We start from the raw sequence: 25,915 nt of genomic DNA, 5'->3' as shown, positions 1-25,915 counted from the left end.
TCATTACGTGTGTATATTTTGCCTCTTAAAGATTGGTAAGGAGGGAACAAAAAAGCAATTAAACGAGGCGTATAAGTGAGTATATTTTTATAAAATATGTACAAATGCTGACATAGCCTAATTAATAATAACTTGTGTCATTTATAAGAAAAAAGTCTGCCATATTGGAAGTTGGGGTACGGTTGGGTTATACTAATGGAAGTGATTATATGAGGGAGTAATGAAAAAAGACAAAATGGAGAAGCAATCTTATTCTAAATTGTGGGCGCAGGCAGTCAAAACAGGGATTATTAAATCAAATCTAGTCCCTATGGTAGCTGGTTTGATGCTTGCATTATATACGTATGAACTTAGTTTTACTGATAATATATGGAATCTCGTTTTAGCTTGTGCCGGATCGGCAGCTGTTATTGGGGCAGCGGGTTCCTTTAACAATGTGTATGACAGGGATATTGATGCCGTCATGGCACGGACAAAGGTTCGTCCGACAGTAACAGGTGCACTTAATGTAAAGACGGTCTTGATAGTGGCGGTAGTATTATTGATTGTAGGACTGGTTTTACTTTATATGACGACACCACTGGCTGCTCTATTAGGATTCCTTGGTGTATTCCTCTATGTTGTGCCTTATACAATGTGGACAAAACGCCGAACAATCTGGAACACAGAAGTCGGCAGTATTTCAGGCGCTGTTCCTCCACTTATTGGATGGGCTGCGGTAGCACCGGACATTTGGCACCCTGCTTGCTGGGCACTCTTCATTATTATGGTTATTTGGCAGATGCCGCACTTTTATGCTATTGCAATTCGTAAACGTGATGATTATGCGGCAGCGAATATTCCAATGCTCCCCGTAGTAAAGGGCGAGCGCCGCACATATATTCAATCGAATGTCTATTTAATCTTATTGATTTTAACAAGCTTTCTCTTTGCGCCATTAAGCTGGGGTCTGACGCTCGTATCTTTTATTTTGGGAGCGGTCTGGTTGTGGCTGAGCTTTGTTGGATATCGCAAAATGGAAGGAAAAGCATGGGCGAACAAAATGTTTGGTTTTTCTCTTTTCCATATGGTTTTCTTATTTGCAACAGTCATTATTTATTCATCAGTGGGATTGATTTTACAGGCTTTGTAAAAATGTCTCGGAGCGAATTGGCTTCGGGCATTTTTTTATGTTAAAAAAGCCAACCTTTAAGAAAAAGGCCGGCTTGAACAATTAATATGACAGTTTGTATTAGAAAGCGTAACGATTTGATTTTTCCCTTGGCTTTTTGCCATATAAAGCGCCTGATCTGCTATGCGAAACAACTGTTTAAATTTACGGGCAATGATACTCTCTGTTGAGACCATTCCCATACTGATTGTAAATTGAATTTTATAATCATGCCCTGTTACACACAAGTTTGTAAGCGCCTGAAAGAGTTCCGAGATTTTATGCATGAGGTGCTGCTTTGAGAAATTTTTAAAGAGAATAACAAATTCATCCCCTCCATAGCGGCCAATGATTGTCTGCTTTTCCTGAATAACCTCCCGGCACGTTTGTCCCACAGCCTTGATCACTTCATCCCCAACAAGATGTCCATACTGATCGTTAATTGTCTTGAAGTCGTCTATATCAAATACCACACAGCAAATATCATCCTTCGTTTCACGTGCTTCAGATAGCCATTGGTCACATGCTGACTCTAAATAATGCCGTGTATAGACTCCGGATAAGGAATCTATATTAGCTAAGCGTTCGAGAGTGGACATATTATATTGAATATCCAGGTCCTCCAGCTTTGAACGGGTGCATCCTTTATAGAGGTCTTCCAGCATAAATGTATACTTTTTCATATAGGAATAGGCAAGCTCAAAGCATTTTAAGTTCTCATAAGCAAGCGCCTGTTGGAGATAGACTCTTTTTAGCAAGGTACTGTTTTGAGTAGTGAGAGCAAGCGCCTCCGCTTCTACCAGGAAGGAGATAGCCAGCTCAGTATCATCCACTTTGAGGGCGAGAAGACCTTTTATGTATAAAAAGCGGCTGCGTTCAAGTCTGCTGCTTTGGGAGAAAGGGTTGCGTGCTACTACTTCTAAAGCATAGGCAGCTTCAGCTAACTGATCCAACAGCACGTATGAGATGGAAAGTATACTATAAATATGGCATTGGATACGGGAATCTTTAGAAGTATGGAGCTCAGCAATGGCCAAAGCATCCTGTGCAGTCGTCAATGCCTCCTCGTATTGCTCGGTCATAAGATGAATATAGCTCAGTATAGTGTAGCTGACGCATAGTTCGTGAGGCAAGCTTAATAATCTGGCAAGATGGATGCACTCCTCTGTACACTCTTTTGCCTTTTTATAATTGCGCTCATATTCATAAATCAGGGACTGGAGATGGCATAGATTATATTGTTCATACTGAGCGCCGTATTCATCGCATAATTTTTTATATAATAAAATACTTTGGAAAGCACATTCGCTTTGACCCATACAATAATAGCAAGTAGCGATGCTGATATGAGCAAGCATAGCGCCGTAAGGGTTTTTATTACGCTCGCACTCTTCCAGGAAGGTACGCATGACCTCAATCGCTTCCTCATAGCGTCCTGCTGCATACAGGCGGTCATATTCTGTATCTACTTGTACAGCAGGTTTGTATGTTATCCTCAATCTTCTCCCCTCCTTACTAATACGAATAGACTAGGACTGATTTAATTTAAAATGGGCAGTTTTTCCTTTTGCTAATTATATAATTTTTCCTGTAAATTGGATATACCTGGGATTATTTATTTTTAAATTTCCAATAATTTGTGACAATTTGGTAAATGGAATATTTATAAGAATGAAAAGCCGTAAAAATGAAAAAACGAAAAAGAGCGGTCCGATAACGCTGTAGTTATTGGACCGCTCTCTGATTTAGTTAGGATAGGTGTTTAAGACATCCTCTTCTTTTTACAAGGAAAGTGTGGATACTTCATACAGGTAGTCGCCAAGAACGCGGAGTCCCTTGTCGAAGTTTTCCAAATGGAAATGCTCATTTGGTGCATGGAAGTTTTCGCTTGATAAGCCAAAGCCCATTAATACTACTGGTAGCTGCAGAATCTGATCGAATGCCGCCACAATTGGAATAGAACCGCCGCCGCGCGTATAGGCAGTAGGTACTTCATATACGCGCTCGTAGGAACGTCCTGCCGCCTGAATGACGGGATGATCGAATGGTGTGATGAAAGGCGCCCCTTTATCAAACTCTGAAATTGTTACTTCTACACCTGCTGGCTTGTGCTTTTCAACATGTGCTTTTAAAAGAGCGACAATTTCATCCGGATCTTGGTCTGGTACAAGGCGGCATGTAATCTTTGCTCCTGCTTCCGCCGGCAATACTGTTTTAATACCCTCACCTGAGAAGCCGCCGAATACGCCGTTTACTTCCAGTGTAGGGCGGGCCCATGTTTGTTCTAAATAGGAGTAACCCTTTTCGCCAAACAGCTCTTTTACGCCTACTTCTTCTTTTAATGCCTCTTCATCGAAGTTTAGATCGAGGTATGCTTGGCGTTCCTCTTCGGAAAGAGGACGTACATTGTCATAAAAGCCTTCTACCTGGATTGTTCCATGCTCGTCACGGAAGGATGCAAGAATATCAGCCAATGCATGGATGGCATTTTGGACCCCGCCTCCATAAAGGCCGGAGTGCAAGTCGCCTTTCGCTCCTCGTACATCAATTTGGATACCTGTTAAACCACGAAGCCCATAGCATACTGCTGGCTTGCCTGGTGCGTATAGCCCTGTATCGGAAATAAGGATTAGATCTGCTGCTAATTTCTCTTTGTTTTTTTCTACATATTGAGGAAGGTTCGGACTGCCGATTTCTTCTTCTCCTTCAATAATAAATTTCACATTCACCGGAAGCGTTCCATCAAGGGCAAATAATGCTTCGAGTGCTTTTAGATGCATGAATACTTGGCCTTTATCATCTGAAGCGCCGCGTGCGAACAGCTTATTATCACGTACAGTCGGCTCAAACGGCGGTGTTTCCCAAAGATTTAAAGGGTCAACTGGCTGTACGTCATAATGGCCGTAGAATAAAATTGTCGGTTTGCCTGGTGCATGCAGCCAATCTGCATACACGACTGGATGACCGCCAGTTTCATCAATGGAAATGTTGTCAAGATTTACGCGTTTCATTGCTGCAGCCAGCCATGAAGCTGCTGTCTGCATATCTTGCTTGTGCTCAGATAGGGAAGAGATGCTTGGAATACGTAAGAATTCGTTCAATTCTGCTAAATGATTGTCACGATTTTCCGCGAAGTAACCATCTAATTTGGATAAATGACTCATAGTAGGAGCCTCCTTTAATAATTCGGTAATGGAAATATTATAGCACAAATGAAAGAAAACATTAGGAGCCCAGGCCATTAGTGAAAGGCAGCTTTATTAATTAATGATAAGGATTATTATGGAAAAACATATGTAAAAGAAGGAAAAACATAGGGGGGGCGGGGATTGTCCTATCATATCCAACGCTATGTTACAAAAAATTTCATTCAACCTTACAGCATTGTAAGAAAAATGAAAGCAAATACGATAGAGCGTAATATTTGTTTTTGCGAAAATGAAAGTAAGAAAACGAACATAAACCATTTCACATAAAATTACTCTAAACGGGAGAGGTTTAACATGAATGAAAAATTAACTGCTATTTATAATGAATTTGATCGATACATTTACCACCTATGCTTAAAGCTTACACGCAACACGAATGAAGCGGAAGACCTGATGCAGGAAGTCTGGGTAAAGGTTGTCCGTTATGAACAAAATCTTGCGGAAGTCGATCATGTAAAAGCTTGGCTGACGACTATTACAATGAATACATTTCGGGACCGTTACCGTAAAAATGTACGACGCAGTAAATATATGATGAGTCAACCTGAAACATTAGACGTTCCGATTCTAGATTTGGTTCCAAATAATGAATTATCAACAGAAGAACAAATTGAAAAAACGGAAATCACGAAAATTGTCCAAGAGAAAATGCACCAGCTGGATGCGATTTACCAAAAGACTTTGTGGTACTTTTATGTCGATCAATATTCTTTAGCTGAAATTTCAACATTAATGAAGGTTTCTGTTGGTACAGTAAAGTCTCGACTTTTCCGTGCAAAGGCACGACTAAAGGAAATTTTACTGTCAGATCAAAAACTGGAGACAGTTGTTACCGCGTAGCATGAAAACAGGGGACCGGAAATTTATTTGGTGTCACTCATTTAGCGTCAGCAGCGATGGCATATTGATATGCCCTCCATATAAATCATAAAGATAGATAAAAAACTTAAGAAAAAATAGGGCTCTCAAAAAAGTATTTCCCTTTTTGAGAGCCCTATTTATTTGTGAAATCTTATGGTTACAGAAAAGGGGAAGGAACGGGAAGAGGTTTTTGGATACTGCCGTTGCGACAGGGATAGTGACATATTGATGTGCCCTCCGCAGCTGTATTATTTATAGCGGTTATTTATGATAGAAAAAGGCTGTGCTAAAGGTCATTTTGACTTTTAACACAGCCCCATCAAATAAAGTGTGTGATTATCTCTAAGAATGCATTTTGTAGAAGATTTTATGCAATGTGGTGATTTCCTCTTCTGTCAGCATACCGAATAAATGATCAATAAGGGCTTCGATTTGCTTTCGAGAATCCTCCAATACTTGAAGTCCTTCCTCTGTAATAGAAATTTGTGAGGCACGACGATCATTTTCATTTTGTGTCTTTTCTATGAAGCCTCCCTTAAGCAGCTTTGTTGTGAGCACTGTTACCCCGCCTGTTGTCACCTTGAGACGATCGGCAATGGCAGATGGACGTTTTGGTCCTTCCTTTGCTAAAAATTCAAGTATCAAAATATGAGACTTTGAAAAACCGAGTTCATTATGGCTATTCCATTCGTTTGCCACTTTGCGTTCCAGCACGGAAATCGATTCGAAAAGAGCTGTTAAGTTGTCTTTTCTCTTTTGGTCCATTTCGCTCAACTCCAACACATTCTTTCAAAAACTTTTATGTAAATAAAGAAAGCGGTGAAATTACTCAACCGCTAGTCTTTGTAAAGCATTCAGTTCAAATGCACGTACTTTACGTGGAATGAAACGTCGAATATCCATTTCATTATAGCCCACTTGAATACGTTTTTCATCTAATAGAATCGGGCTGCGCAACATACGGGGATGCTGCTGGATCAGATTGTATAGCTCTTGGATTGATAGCTGATCGATATCGACATCCAGATTTTTAAAGTCATTTGAGTTTGTTGCGATAATTTCATCCGTTCCGTCTTCTGTCATACTTAAAATATTTTTAAATTCTGCTAGAGTTAGTGGCTGGGAAGTAATGCGTTTTTCTGTATAGGCAATATTATTTTCATTTAACCATTTTAAAGCTTTTCGTGATGAGGAACAGCTAGATTGTGTGTAAATTGTTACTGACATATAAATTCCTCTCTTCCAATAGATTATTTTGAAATAGCCTATCAATAAGATAATTTAACATAAATTTATCTTACTAATAAGATATTTGTTTTGCAAGTTTTTTTATAAGTCGGCTGCGTATGTAACCTTTATCCATTTATTGTATACCCAGCTCTCTATAAATATATACGTCCTTTCTCAAAAAAAGTTTCGTTTGTCAAAAAATCAACACATTTTTTCTTGAATCATCTTAAAGAGGGAATTTTAGGTTTCATACTTTTCCATATACCAATTGTATTGACAAAGTTAGGAGAGGTGGAGACCATCTCAGTCTTCAGGCGGAGATGAAAATCCATTTATGGACTGTTAAAACCCAGCTTTGTTATCGGTAAGATGAATGTAACAAAGCGAGAGGAGAAAAACATATGAAAAAATTTCTGAAATACACAGTAATTGGCTTCGGTATTTTAATCGCAGCTGCTATTTTAGCACCGATGATTGCCGGACTTTTAGTTGGCGGAGCTATTATACTTGGAGGGTTCTGGCTGTATGAGAGAAGTGAATCATTTATTATGAAGCTGCTTAGCATCACAATCATGGGTTCTGGTGTCATGGCTGCAATCGGCAGCTCACCGGTTCTGCTGTTGATCGTTGCACCGGCAGTCGGCTATTTGGTTTACAAGCTATGGAATCGTAACGAACCGGAAATGGTAACGGATAATCCCTTCGATAACTTCGAAGCGGAATGGAATAAACTATCAAAATAAAAAGGAGAGAGTTCAATGAACTTATTACAACGTTTTATCAATACAGCTGAGGCAAAATTACATGAAATGTTTGATTCAGCGGAGCGTAAAAACCCAATTAGTATGCTGAATCAATATGTCCGTCAGGCGGAAAAGGAAACAGAAAAGGTGGGCAGTCTTGTAGTACGTCAGGCAGATCTCAAACATAAGATTGCTACAGAGTTAAGTCAGGTGGAAAAGAAGCTGCAAAAACGTACAGAGCAGCTCCAGCTTGCACAGCAGTCAGAGGAAAAGGATTTGATTGATTTTACTTTATCGGAAGTGGAAGCTTATAAAACACGTGTAGATCTGTTAGAGCAAAGTTTGGCAGAAGCGACAGCAGAGCATGCGAATCTTGAACGGCAGTTTGAACAGATGAAACATCGTTTACAGGATATGAAGGTACGTCAGCTTCAGTTAATGAGCAAGGAAAATGTAGCGCATGCGCACTATCGTTTAGAGGAGGCATCTTCCAAACAGGCGGATTTACACGCTAACAAATTTGGAGAGGCGACTGAATATATTGAACGTATCTCTTTAAAGCTGAAGAATGACTATGAAATCACAACATTTGAACAACGTTTGGCGGCGCTTGAACGGAAGGAATAGTATAATGAAAGATGTGGAGTAACAAGCTCCACATCTTTTTTCCGTACTACCGTCAGGGCCATAAGAACAGAAGCAACTGCATGATAGAGTAATGGAAAAAGAGGAATAACCATGCAATAGAAAGGCCTATCCATAGGAGGCGGCAAATGAAAAATAAACTATTAATAATTATCGGTCTCATCATATTTATAGAACTATTCGTTTTTCATAATGGGGGCGTATTGTTCCTGCTCGTTGCGTTTGCACTTTACGTATTAAGTGTGCAAAAAAACGAGAAAATGTATGCTTCCATCGCTCTTGTATTTGCTATTCTCGCCATTTTATCGATGGTAACACTTAGATGGCTGATTCCGGTAGCTATCATTTATTGGTTATATCACCACTATAAGCGGGATGCTTATGTGCCGGTCTTTTTTGGCACATATCAGACGGAGGAAAAGCCGTATCCGTGGAAAAATCAAGGTGTTACAAGAGTATTCGGCAATGTAACGATTGATGCCACAAAAACGATTTTACCGTTGGAGCCTGCATTCATTTCTATTTTTCAGGGGATTGGTAAAACAACGATTTTAGTACCTTATGATGTAGAGTGCTATATTGCTGTAAACCAAGGCTACGGCAGAGTGTTCATCAATGGGGAGCCGGTGACATCGACGCAAAGTATAGTAATAGAAGAGGGCGGACGTCGAAAGCTGATGATTCACGTATCAATCGGGTTGGGTGAGGTGGAAATATGGCAAAAATAATAGGCTTTTGCTTTCGCACCCTGCTGCTTATGATGCTGCTCGGTTCGTTTGTATATGGCAGTCTTGTCCTTTTATATGGAGAGCCGAATGAAGAAAGCTGGCGTCCGCTCATAGAGAATGCCGAAAAAGGTGAATTGCCGGTATTAGCCATGCTTATTTTTGGTGTTCTGGTAGCGAGCTTGATCATTTCGTTTTGGATTACCTTCATCATTGTGACAAAGGATTTCCAAACGAGCAGACAGATTAAAAAGCTGCTCGATATCGAACGATATAAAGAGCCCAAAACTTCTCCACGCACGACACGGAAATCCTTATCGGAGGTTGCAGAACTGATTGAACATCAACGAAAGACGCTGCATCGTATTACGAATGAAAAGGTGGAAGCAGATGAAACAATTGTCCGCCAACGCTTAGTAGAGGAACGGCAGCGATTGGCACGGGAGTTGCATGATTCTGTTTCGCAGCAGCTATTCGCGGCTTCCATGTTATTGTCATCTGTTACTGAAAATAATGAGGATGCAGCCATTTTGGTGCAGATCGAAAAAATTGTCCAGCAGGCTCAGTTGGAGATGCGTGCACTGCTTTTGCATTTGCGCCCGATTGCATTACAGAACAAAACGCTTGCACAGGGACTTCGTGAGCTGATAGAGGAGCTGCAGCAAAAGGCAGCCTTCGAACTTCATTACGAGCTTGCAGATGTACCATTGACAAAGGCGCAGGAGGATCATCTGTTTCGGATCGCACAGGAGGCCTTATCCAATACGCTCCGCCATGCAAAGGCAACGGATGTAGAGCTTCTACTCATGGAAAGAACAAATATGTATATCTTGCGAATTCAGGATAACGGCGTTGGATTTGATGTCCAGCATGAAAAAATAGGATCCTACGGTATGAAAAACATTGTGGAAAGAGCAACGGAAATTGGGGGTATTTGTACAATCACTTCCGTCCCGGGACAAGGCACGAAGATAGAAGTACAGATCGCAAAGGAATTGGAGGAAAAGCATGATTAAAATTGTCGTAGCAGATGACCACGAAATGGTACGTATTGGCGTTGTCGCCTATCTTTCGGCACAATCGGATATGGAAGTCGTCGGGGAGGCAGCAGATGGGAAAGAAGCTGTTGGTAAGGCGTTGGCTTTGCGTCCGGATATTATTTTGCTGGATAATGTGATGCCGAATATGACGGGGGTGGAGGCCGCGACCGAAATTTTAAAGCAATGGCCTGAAGCGAAAATTATGATGGTTACAAGCTTTTTGGACGATGATAAAGTGTATCCGGCTCTGGAAGCGGGGGCTGTCAGCTATTTGCTGAAAACATCAAATGCAAAGCAAATTGCTGAGGCGATCCGCCGTACAGTGAAGGGGGAATCGGTCCTCGAACCGGAGGTAACAGCAAAAATGATGCAAAAGTTCCGCCGTCCGAATGTAACGCTCCATGATGAACTGACCGAACGGGAGATGGAGGTATTGCTCCTCCTAGCACAAGGGAAAACAAATCAGGATATTGCTGATGAACTGTTCATTGGAATTAAAACGGTAAAGACGCATGTCAGCAATATTTTATCGAAACTGGAAGTGCAAGATCGTACCCAGGCAGTTGTTTATGCTTTTCAGCACCATCTAGTAAAATGAAATGGTAAGCAGGCCGATATAAGAAAATAGAATAGACGGCAATAGGTGGGATGAACATGGTTAGACCAGTAGGTACGAGTGGGACAAATATAAACGGCCCTTCTCCAAAGAAAACACAGGAACGGACACAGACAACATTTCCAAATGTGGGTGGTAAGGGACTGCTAGAAGAAAAGACAGAAGCTTCTTCTAAGGTGCTCATGGCAGGGGCGAGACCGACAAGGAATATCCTTTCTATTATGGAAGAGGAACAGGACGTTGTCCGTCGCAATGCTGATGGTGATAGGCTGGAAGTGAGCTGAAGAGCTATTTCCTTAGCGAGGGAGAGAATAGATAGTTAGAGAAAAGCCATGCCGACGCTGCCGGCATGGCCTTCTTATTCTTAGAAATCTATTTTTCCTGTTGTAAACCAATCTTGAACGTTCCAAACTTTTGTGGCCAGTCCCTCGTAAAAATCAGGCTCGTGGGATACAAGGACGATGGTGCCTTTGAATTCCTGCATCGCACGCTTTAATTCTGCCTTAGCATCCACATCTAAGTGATTTGTCGGCTCGTCAAAAATCAGCCAGTTTGCTTCATTCATCATCAGTTTACACAGACGGACCTTCGCCTGCTCACCACCTGACAGGGAATTAAGCGGACGCTGTATATGTTCTGTCTTCAAGCCAGCGCGGGCTAATGCAGCACGTACCTGCGCTTGTTCCATAGACGGGAATGCATTCCATACATCGTCAATTGGTGTGATTTTTTCAGCTTTTACTTCCTGTTCGAAGTAAGAAGGGAAAAGGTAGTCACCACGGATGACTTTCCCGCCGAGCGGGTTGATTTTGCCCAGCATCGTTTTCAGCAGGGTCGATTTACCGACACCATTCATTCCGACTAACGCGATTTTCTGTCCACGTTCGATTTGGAATGTCAATGGAGGTAATAATGGCTTATCTTTGTCATACCCAATGAGCAGTTCCTCTGCTTCCACTACATAGCGGCTCGATGCACGTGATTCCTTGAAGCCAAACTCAGGCTTCACCGCTGTTTCGGGACGATCGATCCGTTCGAGACGGTCGAGCTGCTTCGCACGTGATTTTGCACGGCCTGTTGTTGAATATCTAGCTTTGTTCTTGGCAATGAAATCTTCCTGCTTTTTAATGAATTCCTGCTGCTTTTCATATGCCTCAATGTGCTGGCGCTTATTGATTTCAGCAAGCTCTAGGAATTTCTCGTAAGTAGCTGTATAGCGTGTCATTTTAGAAAACTCCAAGTGAAAAATGACATCTACTACATTATTCATAAACTCCGTATCATGCGAAATTAATAAAAAGGCATGAGGATAGTTTTTTAGGTAGTTTTTCAGCCATGTAACATGCTCTTCGTCCAAATAGTTAGTTGGCTCGTCCAACAGCAGAACTTTCGGTTTTTCCAGCAGCAGCTTTGCTAATAGCACTTTTGTCCGCTGACCACCTGATAGAGCTGCTACATCACGGTCTAGCCCAATCGCATCAAGGCCGAGTCCGCGTGCTACCTCTTCAATTTTCATATCTAATGAGTAGAAGTCCCCCGCATCCAAAGCGTCCTGGATTTCAGCCATATCCTCCAGCAGCTTTTCCAGTTCTTCCGGTGTTGCCTCTCCCATTTTCATCGTAATCTCGTTTAGTTCTTCTTCCTTTTTATAAAGCGGAAGAAAGGCATCCTGTAAGGCATCTCGCATTGAACGGCCTGCTGTAAGCACAGTATGCTGGTCAAGATAGCCGTAGTGAGTGCCGGGAAGCCACTCGACTTTCCCTGTATCATGGATTGCCTGTCCTGTAATAATACTCATTAATGTAGATTTTCCTACACCGTTTGCACCGACCAAGCCAATATGATCACCTTCAACTAAACGGAATGACACGTCTTTAAATAGTGTGCGGTCGCCAAAGGAATGCCCTAAATTTTCAACCGTTAAAATTGCCATATATTATCGTTCCTCCAATAATTCTTCGTCTATTATGTTCATCAAAAAACTCGCGGTACGCGACCGCGAGCAGAGTAGAATATGTGTTCAAAGCAATTTAAAACTCGGCTAACTGCTTGTTTAATTCTGCAAGTCGTGCTTCCATCTTTTCCAGGCGTTCCACCGCTTGCTTGACCGATCCCTCATGACCTAACGATTCAAGCTTCTCCATGTCACCCTGCAAGTTGATGTAGTCCATTTTTAATTCTGCAATCTGCTCTTGTACCTGTGCTTTTGTCAGCATGGAAATATACACTCCTTTACAAAAAATATTCCCGCTTCTTTTTGAGAATTTCTGCTCTCTATTGTAGCACATACAAGCCGGATTTGAGAATGAGAATGGTTTTTTACCGCAGTGAAAAAATGGAGAAAAGAAGCCAGCATCCTGTGGGATAGGGTAAAGGACAATCAATTGGCTTTTGCTGAGCTTACAGCTGTGCTAAATGTCTGCCATATGCTAAGTCTAAAAGCAATGCCTGTAAAATTTCATTATTTCCTAAGATTTCAAGGGACCGCTGTTTACGGATAGCACGCTCCCGGCGGTGTTCGTGCAGCAGCAGTTCCATGACCGCGTTTTGAATGGAAGACTGCTTAATTTTACGGCCGAGTCCTAAATGAATAAAACCATTGAGTTCACGGGCAAATGCGTGAGCAATTTCCCGCTCATGCTGAGCCAGGGTAATACATGGAATACCGATTGATGCTACTTTATAAGGTGTATAATTGTTGTTACATACGACAATATCGGCGTCATGCAGCAGCTCATACAGTGCCTCTGTGCTTTTTACAATTTTGGCATTGCGGCGGCTTAGCAGCATCATTTGTAAATCCCCGATAGGATGTTTGTATTCTTCATCGATCGCGACAGAAATTCTTAAAGGAACATGTAGCTGTGTCAGGTGCCGCAATGTACGATATGTGAGATTGTGCTCGTCCCCATCCTCGAAAGCTATCACAATATGAGGCGGATGATTGGTCATTTGGTCATCTCGGATCGCTGCGATCTCCGGCAGATGGCTGTTTACTGCAAATGCATAGCTGCCAGCCAGCGTATTGGCCGGCAGCATTTCACCTGATGAACCTAAGTCCTCAAATAAAGCGACTACATTACAGTCCGCCAGTACATTGCCACTGCCAAAATCATCAAAGTGAACAATCGTTTTACAGAATGGGCGCAGCATCTCTACTTGTTCGGCTATAGTATCTTTTCCGTCCTGAATAATTAAGTCCAGATCAAGATTGCGGATCGACTTGACAAGCTCCTCATATTTTTCAAACAAAACAGGTGTTACGCCTGTTTCCTCAAAGCGTTTTAACGCATTCATATCGTTAGTTTTCACAAACATAAAAACAGATTCTTCATTTAATAGTTTACTTAACAGCATTGCTCGTTCAAGTGGATAAAGACCTTTAATAGGGCAATGTTCCACAATAAAAGCAATTTTCCTTTTTTGATTTGGCAAATTCATCGCATCCTTTCTCTCGCCTGTTCCTTTTAAAATATGGTGAAAAAATGGTAGTTATGTGTGAAAATGAAACAAAACTATAGAAAAGAAAAGGTGGGCGTGCATATGGATATGCGTTCAGCCATTGTAGTAGGGGCCACAGGGCTTGTCGGATCACATCTTGTCCGATTGCTATGTGAAAGTGAGGAATATGTTTCCGTTACAGCACTTACAAGAAGGGAACTAGGTTATCATCATAAAAAGCTAGTTGAGAGGATTGTTAATTTTGATGAATTGGCAGAAACCGATTTAGATTTTGCGCATGAAATATATTGCTGTCTTGGCACAACGATAAAAAAGGCCGGTACACGTGAGAATTTTGAAAAGGTAGATTTAGAATATCCACTGCATATCGCTTCACTGGCAAAAAAGATAGGCGTTCGGCATTTTATCGTTATTTCTGCGATGGGTGCCAATGAAAAGGCGCTCGCTTATTATAGCCGGGTGAAAGGGAAGCTGGAGAAGGAGCTTATCGAAATGGATTTCCCGCAGCTGTCAATTATCCGGCCGTCATTGCTTGTAGGAGAACGTAAGGAATTTCGCTTCGGAGAGAAAACGGGAGAACTAGTCTTAAAGGTGTTAAATCCGCTTCTCATCGGTCCATTAAAAGGAATAAGATCGATTGAAGCAAGCCAAGTAGCGCTGGCGATGAAAGTTATCGCTCTGAATGAAAAACAGAAAAAGGTGGCTATTTATGAGTCCTCACAACTGGCAGCAATGAAGATACCGGTAATAGAAAGGGATGCAGAGATGGACCGGGAGAAGATGTTTGATTGGACAAAGTTAAAAGAAGATGACCATACTCCCGTGGATAAGGAAGTAGTATTTGACCGTACAAAGTTAAAGGAAATAAAAAGAGAGGAGGAGTAACTTTATCCTTTCAGGGAAATTCCCGCTAAAGAAATTTTGGAGGCAGAGGCGGAACGAGAAGGTGTAATAAGTCGGCAAAGAACAGCAGTGAAAAACGTACGGCTACTGTCTTGTGGTTACGCCTTAAGACTGAATTTGCGCTATCCGTCTATTCGTTATGCCTCTTCTTCTGTTACAATGTTATATGAGTATATCAACTCGTGTATTTTATAATGGAGGCAGGAGTATAATGAAGATATTACTAGTTGACGGCACAGTATTTGGTCGTAAGACAGGTGCAGTACTACAACAAGTTCAACGATATATTGCAGACTTAAATACCGATTTAGAGTTAGAAATTCTTTACTTCAGCGATTTGAAACATCAAATTTTAGATGGCAGCCCGCTGAATGACGATATGAAAATGATGATTCAAAAATTTGAAGAGGCGGATGGCTATATCTTCGCATCGCCTATTTTCCAGGCATCCATTCCAGGGGTGCTGAAAAATGCATTTGATATGATTCCTCCTAAAGCGCTGCGCTATAAGCCGGCTGCAATTGTTGGGAACGGCGGCACATACCAGCACCATCTTGTGTTGGAAAATCAATTGAAGCCGATTTTGGATTATTTCCGCTGTTTAGTGCTACCAAACTATGTATATACACATGCGGATCACTTCGATGCAGAAAACAATATCGTGGACGAAGAAATTCACATGCGCCTGAAAGAATTGGCACGTGTATTTGCCCAATACTGTGAGATGAGTAAGGCTTTAAAGCAAGAGCCGGTAAACGCTCAATAAGAATGAAATGAACCCCGCAGGAACAGTCCGGCGGGGTTTCATTATAGGTGCGTCCAGCAGGTCACCTCTTAAGAGGAGGCACCTGGAAGCAGGCGGCTTAAATTTGCCATTTCGATGGCTGAAACCGCTGACTCATAGCCTTTATTGCCTGCTTTTGTACCTGCGCGCTCAATTGCCTGCTCAATCGTTTCTGTTGTGATAATGCCGAAGATGACCGGCACGCCTGTTGATAGACCGACGCTTGCAATCCCTTTAGCGGCCTCGTTGCATACATAGTCATAATGAGTTGTAGACCCGCGTATAACCGTACCCAGGCCAATAATGGCATCGTATTGTCCTGATTCTGCCATCTTTTTGGCGATGAATGGCACTTCGAAAGCTCCTGGTACCCATGCCACGTCAATATCCTCTTCTGCCATACCATGGCGCTTTAATCCATCCATAGCCCCGCTGAGCAGCTTTGCTGTAATAAACTCATTGAACCGGCCGACTACAATGCCAACCTTAAGTCCTGTACCGATTAACTGTGCTTCAAATGTTTGTCCCATTTTGCTCATCTCCTATATAAAAATATGATCCATTTTTTGTTTTTTTACTTCTAAATAATGTTTATTTTCCGGTACTGCTTCAATCTCTACCGGCACACGTTCTACTACTTGAATTCCGTATTGCTCAAGACCATGGATTTTAGCGGGATTATTCGTCATCAGACGTACCTTTGTGATCCCTAAATCCCGCAGCATTTGTGCGCAAAGCCCGTAGTCCCGCATTTCTGGTGCAAAACCAAGCTTTTCATTTGCCTCCACTGTATCGTATCCCTGTTCCTGCAGCTCATAGGCTTTTAACTTATTGAGAAGCCCAATACCGCGTCCTTCCTGTGCCATATAAAGCACAATCCCTGTCCCTTCCTGCTGAATGAGATGCAGGGCCTTATGAAGCTGCGGACCGCATTCACAGCGCTTTGAGTGAAAGATATCGCCTGTCAGACACGCAGAATGGATTCGTACAAGAGGAGCTTCTTCTTCAAAAATATTACCTGCATAAAGAGCTATATGCTCCTTGTCATCAACTTGATTGGAATAACCGATCATCTGAAAAGCACCGAATTCAGTTGGCATTTGAACACTTGCCTCACGAGCTACCAGCTGTTCCCGTTCATAGCGGTAGCGGATCAGATCTGCTATCGTGATAATTTTTAAAGCATACTGCTTAGAGATTTCTAAAAGTTCAGGAACTCTTGCCATCTCTCCATTTTCCTTCATAATTTCACAGATCACACCGGCTGGCTGTGAGCCGCAAAGAGTAGCCAGGTCGACTGCCGCCTCTGTATGGCCGTTTCGCACAAGAACGCCTTGTTCCTTTGCTACTAAAGGAAATACATGGCCGGGGCGACGGAAATCTACAGCAGTTACTTGAGAATCTAGCATACGCAAAATCGTTTCAGAGCGTTCATAGGCACTGATTCCTGTCTCTGTTGTCATGTAGTCAATGCTTACCGTAAAAGCAGTTTGATGGTTATCGGTATTATAGCTGACCATCGGATGCAAGTTGAGACGTTCAGCAAGTGCAGGGGAGATAGGTGTACAAATAAGCCCTCTTCCGTGTACGGCCATAAAGTTAATATTCTCTGGTGTTGCATGCTCGGCTAATACGAGAAAATCTCCTTCATTTTCCCGGTCTTCATCATCTACCACAATAATTGGTCTTCCCGCCTTTAAATCTTCTATTGCCTCATCAATTGTGTGAAACATTGGGGCACCTCCTAAAATCCATGCTGATGTAAAAAATCCATAGTAAGCGAGGACGACTTCTGGCGTCCCTTAAATTGATTGATAATATACTTGCCTAGTAGATCGGTTTCAATATTTACCGGTTCTCGTTCCTTTTTCATCCCAAGCACTGTTTCCCGGTAAGTGTGAGGAATGAGCGAAACAGTCAACTGCTGAGGCTGTAAGTCAAAAATCGTCAAGCTCGTACCATCTATCGTTATCGATCCTTTTAACAGGCAATACTCGCTCAGTGCTTCACTGATGGCAATATCGATATATACGGCATTTGCTACAGGGCGCTTTTTTATGATGATTCCTGTACCATCTACATGACCGGAGACGAAATGTCCCCCGAAACGACCATTTGCAGACATGGCCCTTTCCAAATTTACATGGCTGCCGGCCGTAAGAGATTGTAGACTAGTGGATTTTACGGTTTCAGGCATGACATCTACAGTAAAATACTTATCCGAAAAGGAAGTAACAGTTAAACAAACACCATTTACTGCGATGCTATCCCCAAGATGGATATCCGATAGGATTTTGCTTGATGAAATAGTAAGTTCCATCGTATTTGGTCCTTGGACAATTGAGTGCACCTTTCCTATGTCTTCAATAATACCTGTAAACATTTTTCCTCCTCCTTTCTCTGCTGCAATTTGTATGTTTTGCTGTGCGGGATTTGTATCTTTGGTTAGAAGAGAGTCATGGACATTTTTTAACCAGCGCTACATTTCCAAAACAAAAATGAGCCCCTTATTAATAAGGGGCTCATGAGTAAAAGGCGTCACTAAATAAGCCTTGCTGTGAAGACTTTTTCAGCTCCTTCTTCCATCCAGACTATTACTGTCGGCTTTGGACTTGCACCAAATCCTGCTGTTACGCTCGCGGGCTTAAGATTTCTCTATCACCGCCGATTGGGAATTACACCCGACCCCGAAGGACTTCTATTAAAATTGGCAATAAAAAAGCCCAAGTAACGAATTACTTGGGGTACTGGTATGATGAAAATGGGTATACGAAATAAGCCTGAAAAAGTGGTTTTTCAGAAAAAATCCGCATCCTTCTTCCATCCAGACTGTTACTGTCGGCTTTGGATTCACACCAAATCCTGCTGTTACGCTCGCGGGCTTAAGATCGCTCTATCACCGCCGATTGGGAATTGCACCCGACCCCGAAGGACTTATTTATCGTTGCCCTATATTATAACACTATATTTAAAGAAATCTATAAATTTTACTTGGAATAGTGAAAAGGAAGGAGTGAATTGAGTAAAAAGGGGGGACCTTCTAGGTAGATTATATAAAAAGAAGCCATACTTCCCGAAGGTAGTACGGCTAAAGAAGAATTATTTATCGGAGGAAATAATAGAATATCGCTCCCATTTACGGCTGCGCCAACGAAGAAGGACAAAGATAGCACGGAGCCATTCATCAGCTGCAACGGCAAGCCATATTCCTACCAGCCCCATATCCATGACAAAGACGAACAAGTATCCAAGTGATAAACTGACACACACCATTGTAAGGAATCCGACTCTTACAGGGTAACGGGCATCCCCAGCCGCACGTAAAGCATTGATAAATGTTAAGTTAATGGCACGCCCCGTTTCTAGTACGATACCGAGCAAAAGAACGGAGGCCCCGATGGAAACGACTTCTTCATTTGTTGTAAAGAGCCGCATAAAAGGCTCCCGGAAAATTGTGATGACCACCACTGTAGGAATAGTTAAAACCATGGCTGTTTTGACACTGGACCAAGCCCGATTATAAGCAATGTCCTTTTCTCCTGCGCCGACACTGCGCCCGATTAGAATAGCTGTTCCTGTCCCAATGGCAAGAGCGAACAAGTAAGTAAACATGGAAATGTTTACTGCATACTGCCGGGCTGCAAGAGAAGCAGCCCCAAGATACGTCACGTAGTAAAGGAATACAAGCTGGCATGCTTGATATAAAATCTGCTCAACAGCAGAGGGAATCCCGATCTTTAAGATTTCCTTTACATAGTTTTTGGAAAAAGTATAAAAGTAGCGATATTCGATTTTAATCTCCAACGAGCGATACAGCAGCCAGAAAAAGACGACGGCAGCAATACCCCGGCTAATAATAGAAGAAAGCCCCGCACCCGCGACTCCCATCTCTGGAAAACCAAATTTGCCGAAGATGAACAGATAGTTGAACAAAGCATTCAGGAAGTTCATCCCCGCTGCTAAATACATCGTTTGCTTTGTCAAACCTTGCACCCGAATAATCGCGGAGGCGGAAGTAATGATAGACTGGAAGAAAATAGAGCCGCCTACGAAAGTTAAATAGGTTGTAGCAGCAGTTAGAACATCACCTTCTAAGTTCATAGCTGCTAAGATGTTACCTGAAAATATGATAAATACGAGACTTACTAAAATGCCTATAATAAAGTTAAGTGTAATAGATAAAGCAGAAAGTTTTGTTACGTCTAATAGACGATGTGATCCAATATATTGTGAAATGACAATAGAAGCTCCTGTTCCGATAACGCCCAAAATTAAAATAGCAATCTGGACATATTGATTGGCTGCTCCGACACCGGCTACTGCCTCATCCGAAACTGAACTCAGCATAAACGTATCGACCAACCCCATAAGCATGAATAAGAACAACTCTAGAAAAATAGGCCAAGTTAATTTAAATAAGCTCAGCTCTTTTTTGTTTGTCATCTGCCACCCCTGTTTCAGTTACGTATTTCAAAACATGATGTATAGTAACATACTATTTCTCAAAAGTGTTGTAGAAGATTCCGAAAAAAGAAGTGAATTTTAAAATGGCATTGTATCAACGTTTATACCCGATATTCAGGAGATGAACCATCCGGTTTCTTTGTATAAACCTATGAATATTTCCTGATTCCTTATGTTTTTCATTCTACCCGTAACAATTTACTCACAAATAAAAAAGGGGTTAAATATGCGGAATATTAATACTTTTAAGAGTATTATAGTATCAAGAGAAAGGGGAAGATGAATTTGTTGATTGAAGAATTGAAAGAAGTAGTAGGGACTGTTTCTACTAACGAAACAATTATGGAGCATCATAGTAAGACATTTACTTACCACAAGGCGAGTATGCCTGATGTAGTGGTCTTTCCAAAAACAGAGCAGGAGCTGATCGGCATTGTAGCCGTTGCGAAGAAGTATAAAAAGCCAATTATCCCGTACGGCGTAGGGACGAGCCTGGAAGCCCAGACTATTCCTTATTACGGGGGCATTGTAGTGGATTTCTCCGAAATGAACGAAATACTTGCCATTCGACCAGAAGATTTCACTGTAACTGTTCAGCCGGGAGTGACAAGGGAACAGCTGAATCAGGCGCTAAAACAGTATGGATTGTTTTTTCCGGTAGATCCAGGTGCGAACGCAACGCTTGGTGGTATGACAGCAACGAATGCTAGTGGTACGAATGCGGTAAAGTACGGAACAATGCGCCAGCAAGTCCGCAAGTTACGGGTCGTTCTTGCTTCAGGAGAGGTCATCACCCCTGGAGCAGATGCTGCTAAAACTTCTGCCGGCTATGCGGTAAAAGAGTTGTTCGTAGGTTCCGAGGGGACATTAGGTCTGTTTAGTGAAATCACTTTAAAACTATATGGGATCGAAGAATACAGTGCTGTTGCAAAGCTGACGTTCAATGAGATTACGGATGCCAGTGATGCAGCGTATCAAATTCTGGCAGGCGGCATGAAAGTAACCAAAATAGAGCTGCTTGATGCGGAGACAATCGCCAGTGTTAATAAGCAATCCGGGCTTGATTTAAAAGTGGCGCCTTCCTTATTAATTGAGGTGAGTGGCAGTAAAGAGGAAGTTGGTCTGCAATTGGCTATCCTCAAGGAGATGGCCGGGGATTGGACATGTGATTTACAGATGGAAACGGATTCACTGGCTCGCGCAAAGCTTTGGCAGGCCCGTCATGATGCAGCACTTTCTATTGCCGCGGCAAACCCGGGGAAACAACTGATGTTTACTGATGTCTGTGTTCCTTTATCAAAGCTGAGTCAAGCCATTTTATATGCGCGGCAAATTGTAGATAAATATAATATGCATGCTTCTATTTTAGGACATGTAGGGGATGGGAACTTCCATGTCGCCATGGCCATCGATCAAAGTAATGAGGACGAAGTAGCAGTTATGCATGCCATCAACGATCAAATTGTAGAATTCGCACTGAAGCATGGGGGAACATGCACAGGCGAACATGGGGTAGGAGTTGGGAAAAAGCGTTTCCTGCAAAAAGAGCATGAGTCGACACTTTTCATCATGAAAGGAATAAAAAAGCTGCTGGACCCTGAGAACCTTTTCTCACCGGGAGTCATCTTGGATGTAGAAGGATGAAGAAAAAGAAATATTACCCGGGAAATATAATTTTTTTTGTCATAAAAGAAACATTTTGGAAGGTCGTACGTATAAGAAATGAGGAACAGCAGGAGGAAGAAGCTATTTTGCCGACCTCTATTTTTTAGACAAGGAGGAATTCGATGATCCAGGTGAAAGGGCAATATACGGATGCCCTTATTTATACAAATAATCCACAGGAAGCGGCGATTGCCCAAATTGAAGAGCTTGTTAACCAGCCGTTTATGGAAGGCGCAAAAGTCCGTATCATGCCTGATTATCATGCAGGAAAAGGCTGTGTAATCGGAACAACCATTGCATTGAATAACCGTGTTGTACCAAATTTAGTCGGAGTGGATGTAGGGTGTGGTGTATTCGTTGCCGAAATCGGCGAGAGAACGATTGACTTTGATCAGCTTGATAAGACGATCCGGCAGTTTGTACCGTCTGGAAATGATATACATGAAGAAGCAGGCAGTATCCGGCAAACAGAGCATTTTGCCAATGATTTATTTGTAGCAAGCGGTCTGCATAATGATTATACAAACCGTTCTCTTGGCACGCTTGGTGGAGGGAACCACTTTATAGAGCTAGCCAAAGATGAAGGAGGCAAACATTATTTGCTTATCCATACAGGATCGCGGTATGTCGGTGCAAAAATCGCGAACTGGCATCAAACTCGTGCGTTTGAATCGCTGCGCCGTATAGATTTGACAGAGAAGATCGACGCACTAAAGGCGGCTGGAAGACACCGGGACATCCAGCGAATGATTGCGGAATACAAAGATGAAAATCCACTTGTTCCGAAAGAGCTGGCATATCTGGAGGGAGACCTGTTTTCTGATTATATTGCAGATATGAAACTGGCACAGCAGTTTGCCCATGAAAACCGCCGGGCGATTGCACGTATCATTGCCGAGAAGATGAAGTGGGAATACGGACAGCAGTTTGATTCCGTACACAATTATATTGACACTGACTCGATGATTTTGCGGAAAGGGGCTGTTCGGGCAGCAGCAGGAGAACAGCTTGTTATTCCAATGAATATGCGTGACGGTTCACTTATTTGCATTGGAAAAGGCAGCGCCGCATGGAATGAGTCAGCTCCTCATGGTGCGGGACGGATTTTTTCACGTTCAGCTGCCATGAAAAATCTATCGATGGAAGATTTTAAACAGACGATGGAAGGAATTTGGACGACATCCGTTTCTGAGGAAACGCTGGATGAAGCACCAATGGCATACAAGCCAATGCAGGAGATTATGGACCAGATTGATGAGACAGTAGAAGTCCAGAAGCGTATTGTTCCCGTTTATAATTTTAAGGCAAGCGATAAATGGACAGGGCATAGAAAAAGGTAAGCGGAGCAGGAAGAAACATAAGGAATTATGAGGGGGACTAATTTCTATAATACGAAATCAGCCCCTGCACTTTTAGCAGTAGCAGCTTCATTTTCACAATAATGCTAAAGAAATCATGTTGTGTAATAACATTATATAAGAGGGAAAAATCACATGAAAACAGGGGGTAAATATGTATATTGAAACAGAAAGACTTATTATTGAAACATTTAAAGAAAGAGATTGGCGTGACGTCCATACTTATACATCAAGAGCTGATGTAATGAAATATATACCAGAAGGAATCTTCAGTGAAGAGGCTGCAATAAAATTTGTTCAAGATCATGCAGGGGAAGAAGCGAAACATTTTCCGGTAAGAATCAAGGGGGAAGAAACGATCATCGGCCATATTACATTTTTCAAATATTTCGGTGATCATACATATGAAATCGGGTGGGTGTTTAATCCCGGCTATTTTAATAAGGGATATGCTACAGAAGCAGCCCGTGCTGTGCTTGATTACGGCTTCACAGAAATGAAGCTGCATCGGATTATAGCTACATGCCAGCCGGAAAATATCCCGTCCTGGCGGGTAATGGAAAAGATTGGAATGAGACGGGAAGGCTATTTCAAACAATGTATTCCAGCCGGGGATAGCTGGTGGGATGAATACTACTATGCCGTGCTTGCTGAAGAATGGAATGAATAATAGGAAAGAGGTGTCCGAGAAGGAATTTTCGGATACCTGTTTTGCGGAGAAGCTGGTGACATGGTGATGCGAACACTACAGGGGTACTATTTTAAAGCAGTTATTTATAATGGAAAAAGGCTATGTGAAAAGTCGTTTTGGCTTTTCACATAGCCTCTTTTATATGTTAGTCGAATTTTAAGCCTTTCAGCGCTTCAGCGAGTGCATTGTTCACCGGTTCTTCTTTTTCCTGTTGCTTCAGATACTTCTGCACACTCCGTTTATCCACTTTACCGCCGCCTTCTTTCTTCCGGCGTGCTTCAAAGGCGGATAGTTTCTCGCGGTAACCGCATTTACATACGAAAATCTGGCCGTCACCTTCACCACGAAGTTCCAGCTTTTTCTTACACTGCGGACAGCGCGCATTTGTTACACGTGACACATTTTTGCGGTGGCCGCATTCGCGGTCCTGACAAACAAGCATTTTCCCTTTTTTGCCGTTCACTTCAAGCATCGGTTTGCCGCAATCCGGGCAGGATTTCGTAGAGATGTTATCATGTTTATATTTTTTGTCGCTTGATTTGATTTCAGCTACAATTTCTTTTGTATGTTCCTTCATTTCATTGATGAATACATCTTTTTTCAATTTGCCCTTTGCAATCAATTCAAGCTTCTGTTCCCATTCGGCAGTGGTAGCAGGAGAGCGCAGTTCTTCCGGCACTAAGTCTAAAAGCTGGCGGCCTTTTGATGTAATATAAATATCCTTTCCGCCGCGTTTTTCGATTAGGAAGGAATTGAAGAGTTTATCGATAATATCAGCGCGTGTAGCCACTGTACCTAAACCGCCCGTTGATTTTAACGTATCGGCCAGCTTTTTATCTCCTGTTTCCAAATACTTCGTTGGGTTTTCCATTGCAGATAATAATGTAGCTTCTGTAAAACGTGCCGGTGGCTTTGTCTGGCCGGATGTTTGGGCGATCAGCTTTGTTTTTAAAACGTCGCCTTTTTCGATGCGCGGCAGCAGTTGCTCTTTTACGTCGTCTGTTGATTCTTCATCATCAAAGCGGTTTTCATAGACTTCTTTCCAGCCGGCGTTTAACACTGTCTTTCCTTTAGCAATAAATTTCTCATTACCGATTGCTGCTTGTACTGTCAGCTGTTCATATTCGTGCGCAGGAAATAGTACAGCAAGGAAGCGTTTTACGACAAGGTCATAAATTTTGCGCTCCTTATCATTGAAAGCGGAAAAATTTACATACCCTTCTGTCGGAATGATGGCATGGTGGTCACTGACCTTGCTATCATCTACAAATGCTTTCGATGCCTTGATCGGCTTGTTCAAAACTTTATTAGTCAGCTGGCGGTATTCACCTACACCGCATGCCTTTAAGCGTTCTGGAATTGTCGCTACGATATCGCTTGAAAGATAGCGTGAATCTGTACGAGGATATGTCAATACTTTATGCTGCTCGTACAACTTTTGCATAATGTTTAATGTCTCTTTAGCTGAATAGCCGAAGAATTTGTTTGCATCGCGCTGTAATTCTGTCAGGTCATATAATGCCGGTGCGAATGATTTTTTTGCCTTGCGATCAATTGCTACGACTTTCGCATCCTGACGCCCAAGAGACTTAACGATTGCATCAATTTTCTCCTTATGGAAGCTCCGGCTGTTGCCGTTTGCGTCCTGCCAAGTCAGCTTTACTGTATCCGTCTGTGCCTCAATACCATAATATGTTTGCGGCTTAAAGTTTTTAATTTCATCTTCCCGTGCTGCAATCATTGCTACAGTCGGCGTTTGAACACGTCCACAATTTAATTGGGCATTGAAGCGTGTCGTTAAGGCACGTGTGGCATTCAGTCCGATATACCAGTCTGCCTCCGAGCGGGCCACTGCTGCATGGTACAGGTTTTCATATGCCTTGCCAGGTTTTAAATTGTTGAAGCCTTCTTTGATTGCCTTGTCTGTTACCGAGGAAATCCATAGACGCTTGATCGGTTTATTCACTTTGGCTTTGGCGATAACCCACCGTGCCACAAGCTCGCCTTCACGGCCTGCATCCGTTGCGATAATAATTTCATTTACGTCGCTTCGGTTCAGCTGGGACTTAACGGCGTTGAACTGCTTGCCTGACTGCTTGATGACCGTAAGCTTTAGGCGCTCCGGCAGCATCGGAAGGTCCTCTAAGTTCCATGTTTTATATTTATTATCATACGTTTCGGGGTCGGCGAGTGTCACGAGATGTCCGAGTGCCCACGTCACGATGTATTTATCTCCTTCTAAAAAACCATTTCCTTTTTTATTACACTTCAGCACATTCGCAATATCCCTTGCTACTGAAGGCTTTTCTGCTAATACTAAGCTTTTTGCCATTCCAAACATCCTTTCTTGCATCCTTACTGTAAATATA

25 protein-coding genes and 2 riboswitches are annotated in these 25,915 nt (G+C 42.3%); of the genes, 13 read left to right on the top strand and 12 right to left on the bottom strand.

Going from position 1 to position 25,915, the window contains the following annotated elements:
* Positions 1–220: 220 nt before the first annotated feature.
* Positions 221–1,132, top strand: coding sequence for a heme o synthase (gene cyoE, locus BOD01S_RS14170; RefSeq protein ID WP_174523094.1), 912 nt, complete (start codon positions 221–223; stop codon positions 1,130–1,132).
* A 56-nt stretch (positions 1,133–1,188) separates the two neighbouring features.
* Here the strand turns inward: cyoE and BOD01S_RS14165 are convergent, their stop codons facing one another.
* The gene (locus BOD01S_RS14165; RefSeq protein ID WP_036153331.1) at positions 1,189–2,649 is read right to left on the bottom strand and encodes a tetratricopeptide repeat-containing diguanylate cyclase; all 1,461 of its coding nucleotides are present in this window, start codon (positions 2,647–2,649) and stop codon (positions 1,189–1,191) included.
* A gap of 282 nt (positions 2,650–2,931) precedes the next feature.
* On the bottom strand, positions 2,932–4,314 hold the full coding sequence (locus tag BOD01S_RS14160) for a dipeptidase (protein WP_036153327.1): 1,383 nt from the start codon (positions 4,312–4,314) through the stop codon (positions 2,932–2,934).
* Between the two features lie 339 nt (positions 4,315–4,653).
* Here BOD01S_RS14160 and BOD01S_RS14155 point away from each other — a divergent pair, with 339 nt between their 5' ends.
* Positions 4,654–5,199, top strand: coding sequence for an RNA polymerase sigma factor (locus BOD01S_RS14155; protein ID WP_036153324.1), 546 nt, complete (start codon positions 4,654–4,656; stop codon positions 5,197–5,199).
* A gap of 363 nt (positions 5,200–5,562) precedes the next feature.
* Here the strand turns inward: BOD01S_RS14155 and BOD01S_RS14150 are convergent, their stop codons facing one another.
* Together BOD01S_RS14150 and spx are read right to left on the bottom strand one after the other, a co-directional pair.
* The gene (locus tag BOD01S_RS14150; protein WP_036153322.1) at positions 5,563–5,985 is read right to left on the bottom strand and encodes a MarR family winged helix-turn-helix transcriptional regulator; all 423 of its coding nucleotides are present in this window, start codon (positions 5,983–5,985) and stop codon (positions 5,563–5,565) included.
* 60 nt (positions 5,986–6,045) lie between these two features.
* Positions 6,046–6,447 carry a transcriptional regulator Spx gene (gene spx, locus BOD01S_RS14145; protein ID WP_036153319.1) on the bottom strand — a complete coding sequence of 134 codons (402 nt, stop codon included), beginning with the start codon at positions 6,445–6,447 and terminating at the stop codon, positions 6,046–6,048.
* 404 nt (positions 6,448–6,851) lie between these two features.
* Between spx and BOD01S_RS14140 the strand changes: the two genes are divergently transcribed.
* From BOD01S_RS14140 to BOD01S_RS14115, 6 genes are all read left to right on the top strand, one after another.
* Positions 6,852–7,193, top strand: coding sequence for a lmo0954 family membrane protein (locus BOD01S_RS14140; RefSeq protein WP_036153317.1), 342 nt, complete (start codon positions 6,852–6,854; stop codon positions 7,191–7,193).
* A 15-nt stretch (positions 7,194–7,208) separates the two neighbouring features.
* Entirely contained in the window at positions 7,209–7,820 is a 612-nt protein-coding gene (locus BOD01S_RS14135; protein ID WP_036153315.1) for a PspA/IM30 family protein, read from the top strand.
* Between the two features lie 146 nt (positions 7,821–7,966).
* Positions 7,967–8,566, top strand: a complete 600-nt coding sequence (gene liaF, locus BOD01S_RS14130) for a cell wall-active antibiotics response protein LiaF (RefSeq protein ID WP_036153314.1) — start codon at positions 7,967–7,969, stop codon at positions 8,564–8,566.
* Positions 8,554–9,579 (top strand): sensor histidine kinase, encoded by a 1,026-nt coding sequence (locus BOD01S_RS14125; protein ID WP_036153312.1) that lies wholly within the window; start codon positions 8,554–8,556, stop codon positions 9,577–9,579. Before liaF ends, BOD01S_RS14125 begins: the two co-directional genes overlap by 13 nt.
* Positions 9,572–10,201: a response regulator transcription factor gene (locus BOD01S_RS14120; protein WP_036153310.1), complete on the top strand. Its 630-nt coding sequence runs from the start codon at positions 9,572–9,574 to the stop codon at positions 10,199–10,201. Before BOD01S_RS14125 ends, BOD01S_RS14120 begins: the two co-directional genes overlap by 8 nt.
* 56 nt (positions 10,202–10,257) lie before the next feature.
* Positions 10,258–10,503, top strand: a complete 246-nt coding sequence (locus tag BOD01S_RS14115; protein ID WP_036153524.1) for a hypothetical protein — start codon at positions 10,258–10,260, stop codon at positions 10,501–10,503.
* An 80-nt stretch (positions 10,504–10,583) separates the two neighbouring features.
* Here BOD01S_RS14115 and BOD01S_RS14110 read toward each other — a convergent pair whose 3' ends face one another.
* From BOD01S_RS14110 to BOD01S_RS14100, 3 genes are all read right to left on the bottom strand, one after another.
* Positions 10,584–12,152, bottom strand: a complete 1,569-nt coding sequence (locus BOD01S_RS14110; RefSeq protein ID WP_036153307.1) for an ABC-F family ATP-binding cassette domain-containing protein — start codon at positions 12,150–12,152, stop codon at positions 10,584–10,586.
* A 97-nt stretch (positions 12,153–12,249) separates the two neighbouring features.
* Positions 12,250–12,435, bottom strand: coding sequence for an SE1832 family protein (locus BOD01S_RS14105; RefSeq protein WP_081977909.1), 186 nt, complete (start codon positions 12,433–12,435; stop codon positions 12,250–12,252).
* A 184-nt stretch (positions 12,436–12,619) separates the two neighbouring features.
* Positions 12,620–13,654, bottom strand: coding sequence for a PseG/SpsG family protein (locus tag BOD01S_RS14100; RefSeq protein WP_233153145.1), 1,035 nt, complete (start codon positions 13,652–13,654; stop codon positions 12,620–12,622).
* A 108-nt stretch (positions 13,655–13,762) separates the two neighbouring features.
* Between BOD01S_RS14100 and BOD01S_RS14095 the strand changes: the two genes are divergently transcribed.
* Positions 13,763–14,566, top strand: a complete 804-nt coding sequence (locus BOD01S_RS14095) for an oxidoreductase (protein WP_036153303.1) — start codon at positions 13,763–13,765, stop codon at positions 14,564–14,566.
* A gap of 229 nt (positions 14,567–14,795) precedes the next feature.
* Positions 14,796–15,350, top strand: a complete 555-nt coding sequence (locus BOD01S_RS14090) for an NADPH-dependent FMN reductase (RefSeq protein ID WP_036153301.1) — start codon at positions 14,796–14,798, stop codon at positions 15,348–15,350.
* 68 nt (positions 15,351–15,418) lie between these two features.
* Here BOD01S_RS14090 and ribH read toward each other — a convergent pair whose 3' ends face one another.
* From ribH to BOD01S_RS14070, 4 genes are all read right to left on the bottom strand, one after another.
* Entirely contained in the window at positions 15,419–15,898 is a 480-nt protein-coding gene (ribH, locus tag BOD01S_RS14085) for a 6,7-dimethyl-8-ribityllumazine synthase (RefSeq protein WP_036153297.1), read from the bottom strand.
* Between the two features lie 12 nt (positions 15,899–15,910).
* Positions 15,911–17,101 carry a bifunctional 3,4-dihydroxy-2-butanone-4-phosphate synthase/GTP cyclohydrolase II gene (locus BOD01S_RS14080; protein WP_036153294.1) on the bottom strand — a complete coding sequence of 397 codons (1,191 nt, stop codon included), beginning with the start codon at positions 17,099–17,101 and terminating at the stop codon, positions 15,911–15,913.
* An 11-nt stretch (positions 17,102–17,112) separates the two neighbouring features.
* Positions 17,113–17,751 (bottom strand): riboflavin synthase, encoded by a 639-nt coding sequence (ribE, locus tag BOD01S_RS14075; protein ID WP_036153291.1) that lies wholly within the window; start codon positions 17,749–17,751, stop codon positions 17,113–17,115.
* 187 nt (positions 17,752–17,938) lie between these two features.
* A riboswitch (FMN riboswitch) is annotated at positions 17,939–18,067 on the bottom strand.
* Positions 18,068–18,176: 109 nt separating this feature from the next.
* Positions 18,177–18,305: riboswitch (FMN riboswitch) on the bottom strand.
* A gap of 162 nt (positions 18,306–18,467) precedes the next feature.
* On the bottom strand, positions 18,468–19,811 hold the full coding sequence (locus BOD01S_RS14070) for an MATE family efflux transporter (protein WP_036153289.1): 1,344 nt from the start codon (positions 19,809–19,811) through the stop codon (positions 18,468–18,470).
* Between the two features lie 300 nt (positions 19,812–20,111).
* Here BOD01S_RS14070 and BOD01S_RS14065 point away from each other — a divergent pair, with 300 nt between their 5' ends.
* From BOD01S_RS14065 to BOD01S_RS14055, 3 genes are all read left to right on the top strand, one after another.
* The gene (locus BOD01S_RS14065) at positions 20,112–21,476 is read left to right on the top strand and encodes an FAD-binding oxidoreductase (RefSeq protein WP_036153285.1); all 1,365 of its coding nucleotides are present in this window, start codon (positions 20,112–20,114) and stop codon (positions 21,474–21,476) included.
* A 143-nt stretch (positions 21,477–21,619) separates the two neighbouring features.
* Positions 21,620–22,837 carry an RNA-splicing ligase RtcB gene (locus tag BOD01S_RS14060; protein WP_036153282.1) on the top strand — a complete coding sequence of 406 codons (1,218 nt, stop codon included), beginning with the start codon at positions 21,620–21,622 and terminating at the stop codon, positions 22,835–22,837.
* A 172-nt stretch (positions 22,838–23,009) separates the two neighbouring features.
* A complete protein-coding gene (locus BOD01S_RS14055; RefSeq protein ID WP_036153279.1) occupies positions 23,010–23,525 on the top strand; it encodes a GNAT family N-acetyltransferase in 516 nt (171 codons plus the stop codon).
* 166 nt (positions 23,526–23,691) lie between these two features.
* Here the strand turns inward: BOD01S_RS14055 and BOD01S_RS14050 are convergent, their stop codons facing one another.
* Positions 23,692–25,878: a DNA topoisomerase III gene (locus tag BOD01S_RS14050; protein ID WP_036153519.1), complete on the bottom strand. Its 2,187-nt coding sequence runs from the start codon at positions 25,876–25,878 to the stop codon at positions 23,692–23,694.
* Between the last annotated feature and the right edge of the window lie 37 nt (positions 25,879–25,915).

The organism is Lysinibacillus odysseyi 34hs-1 = NBRC 100172 (assembly GCF_001591965.1).
Taxonomy (GTDB): domain Bacteria; phylum Bacillota; class Bacilli; order Bacillales_A; family Planococcaceae; genus Lysinibacillus_B; species Lysinibacillus_B odysseyi.
Note: the sequence above shows the minus strand (reverse complement) of the source record. Positions and strands in the feature narration are given on the sequence as shown.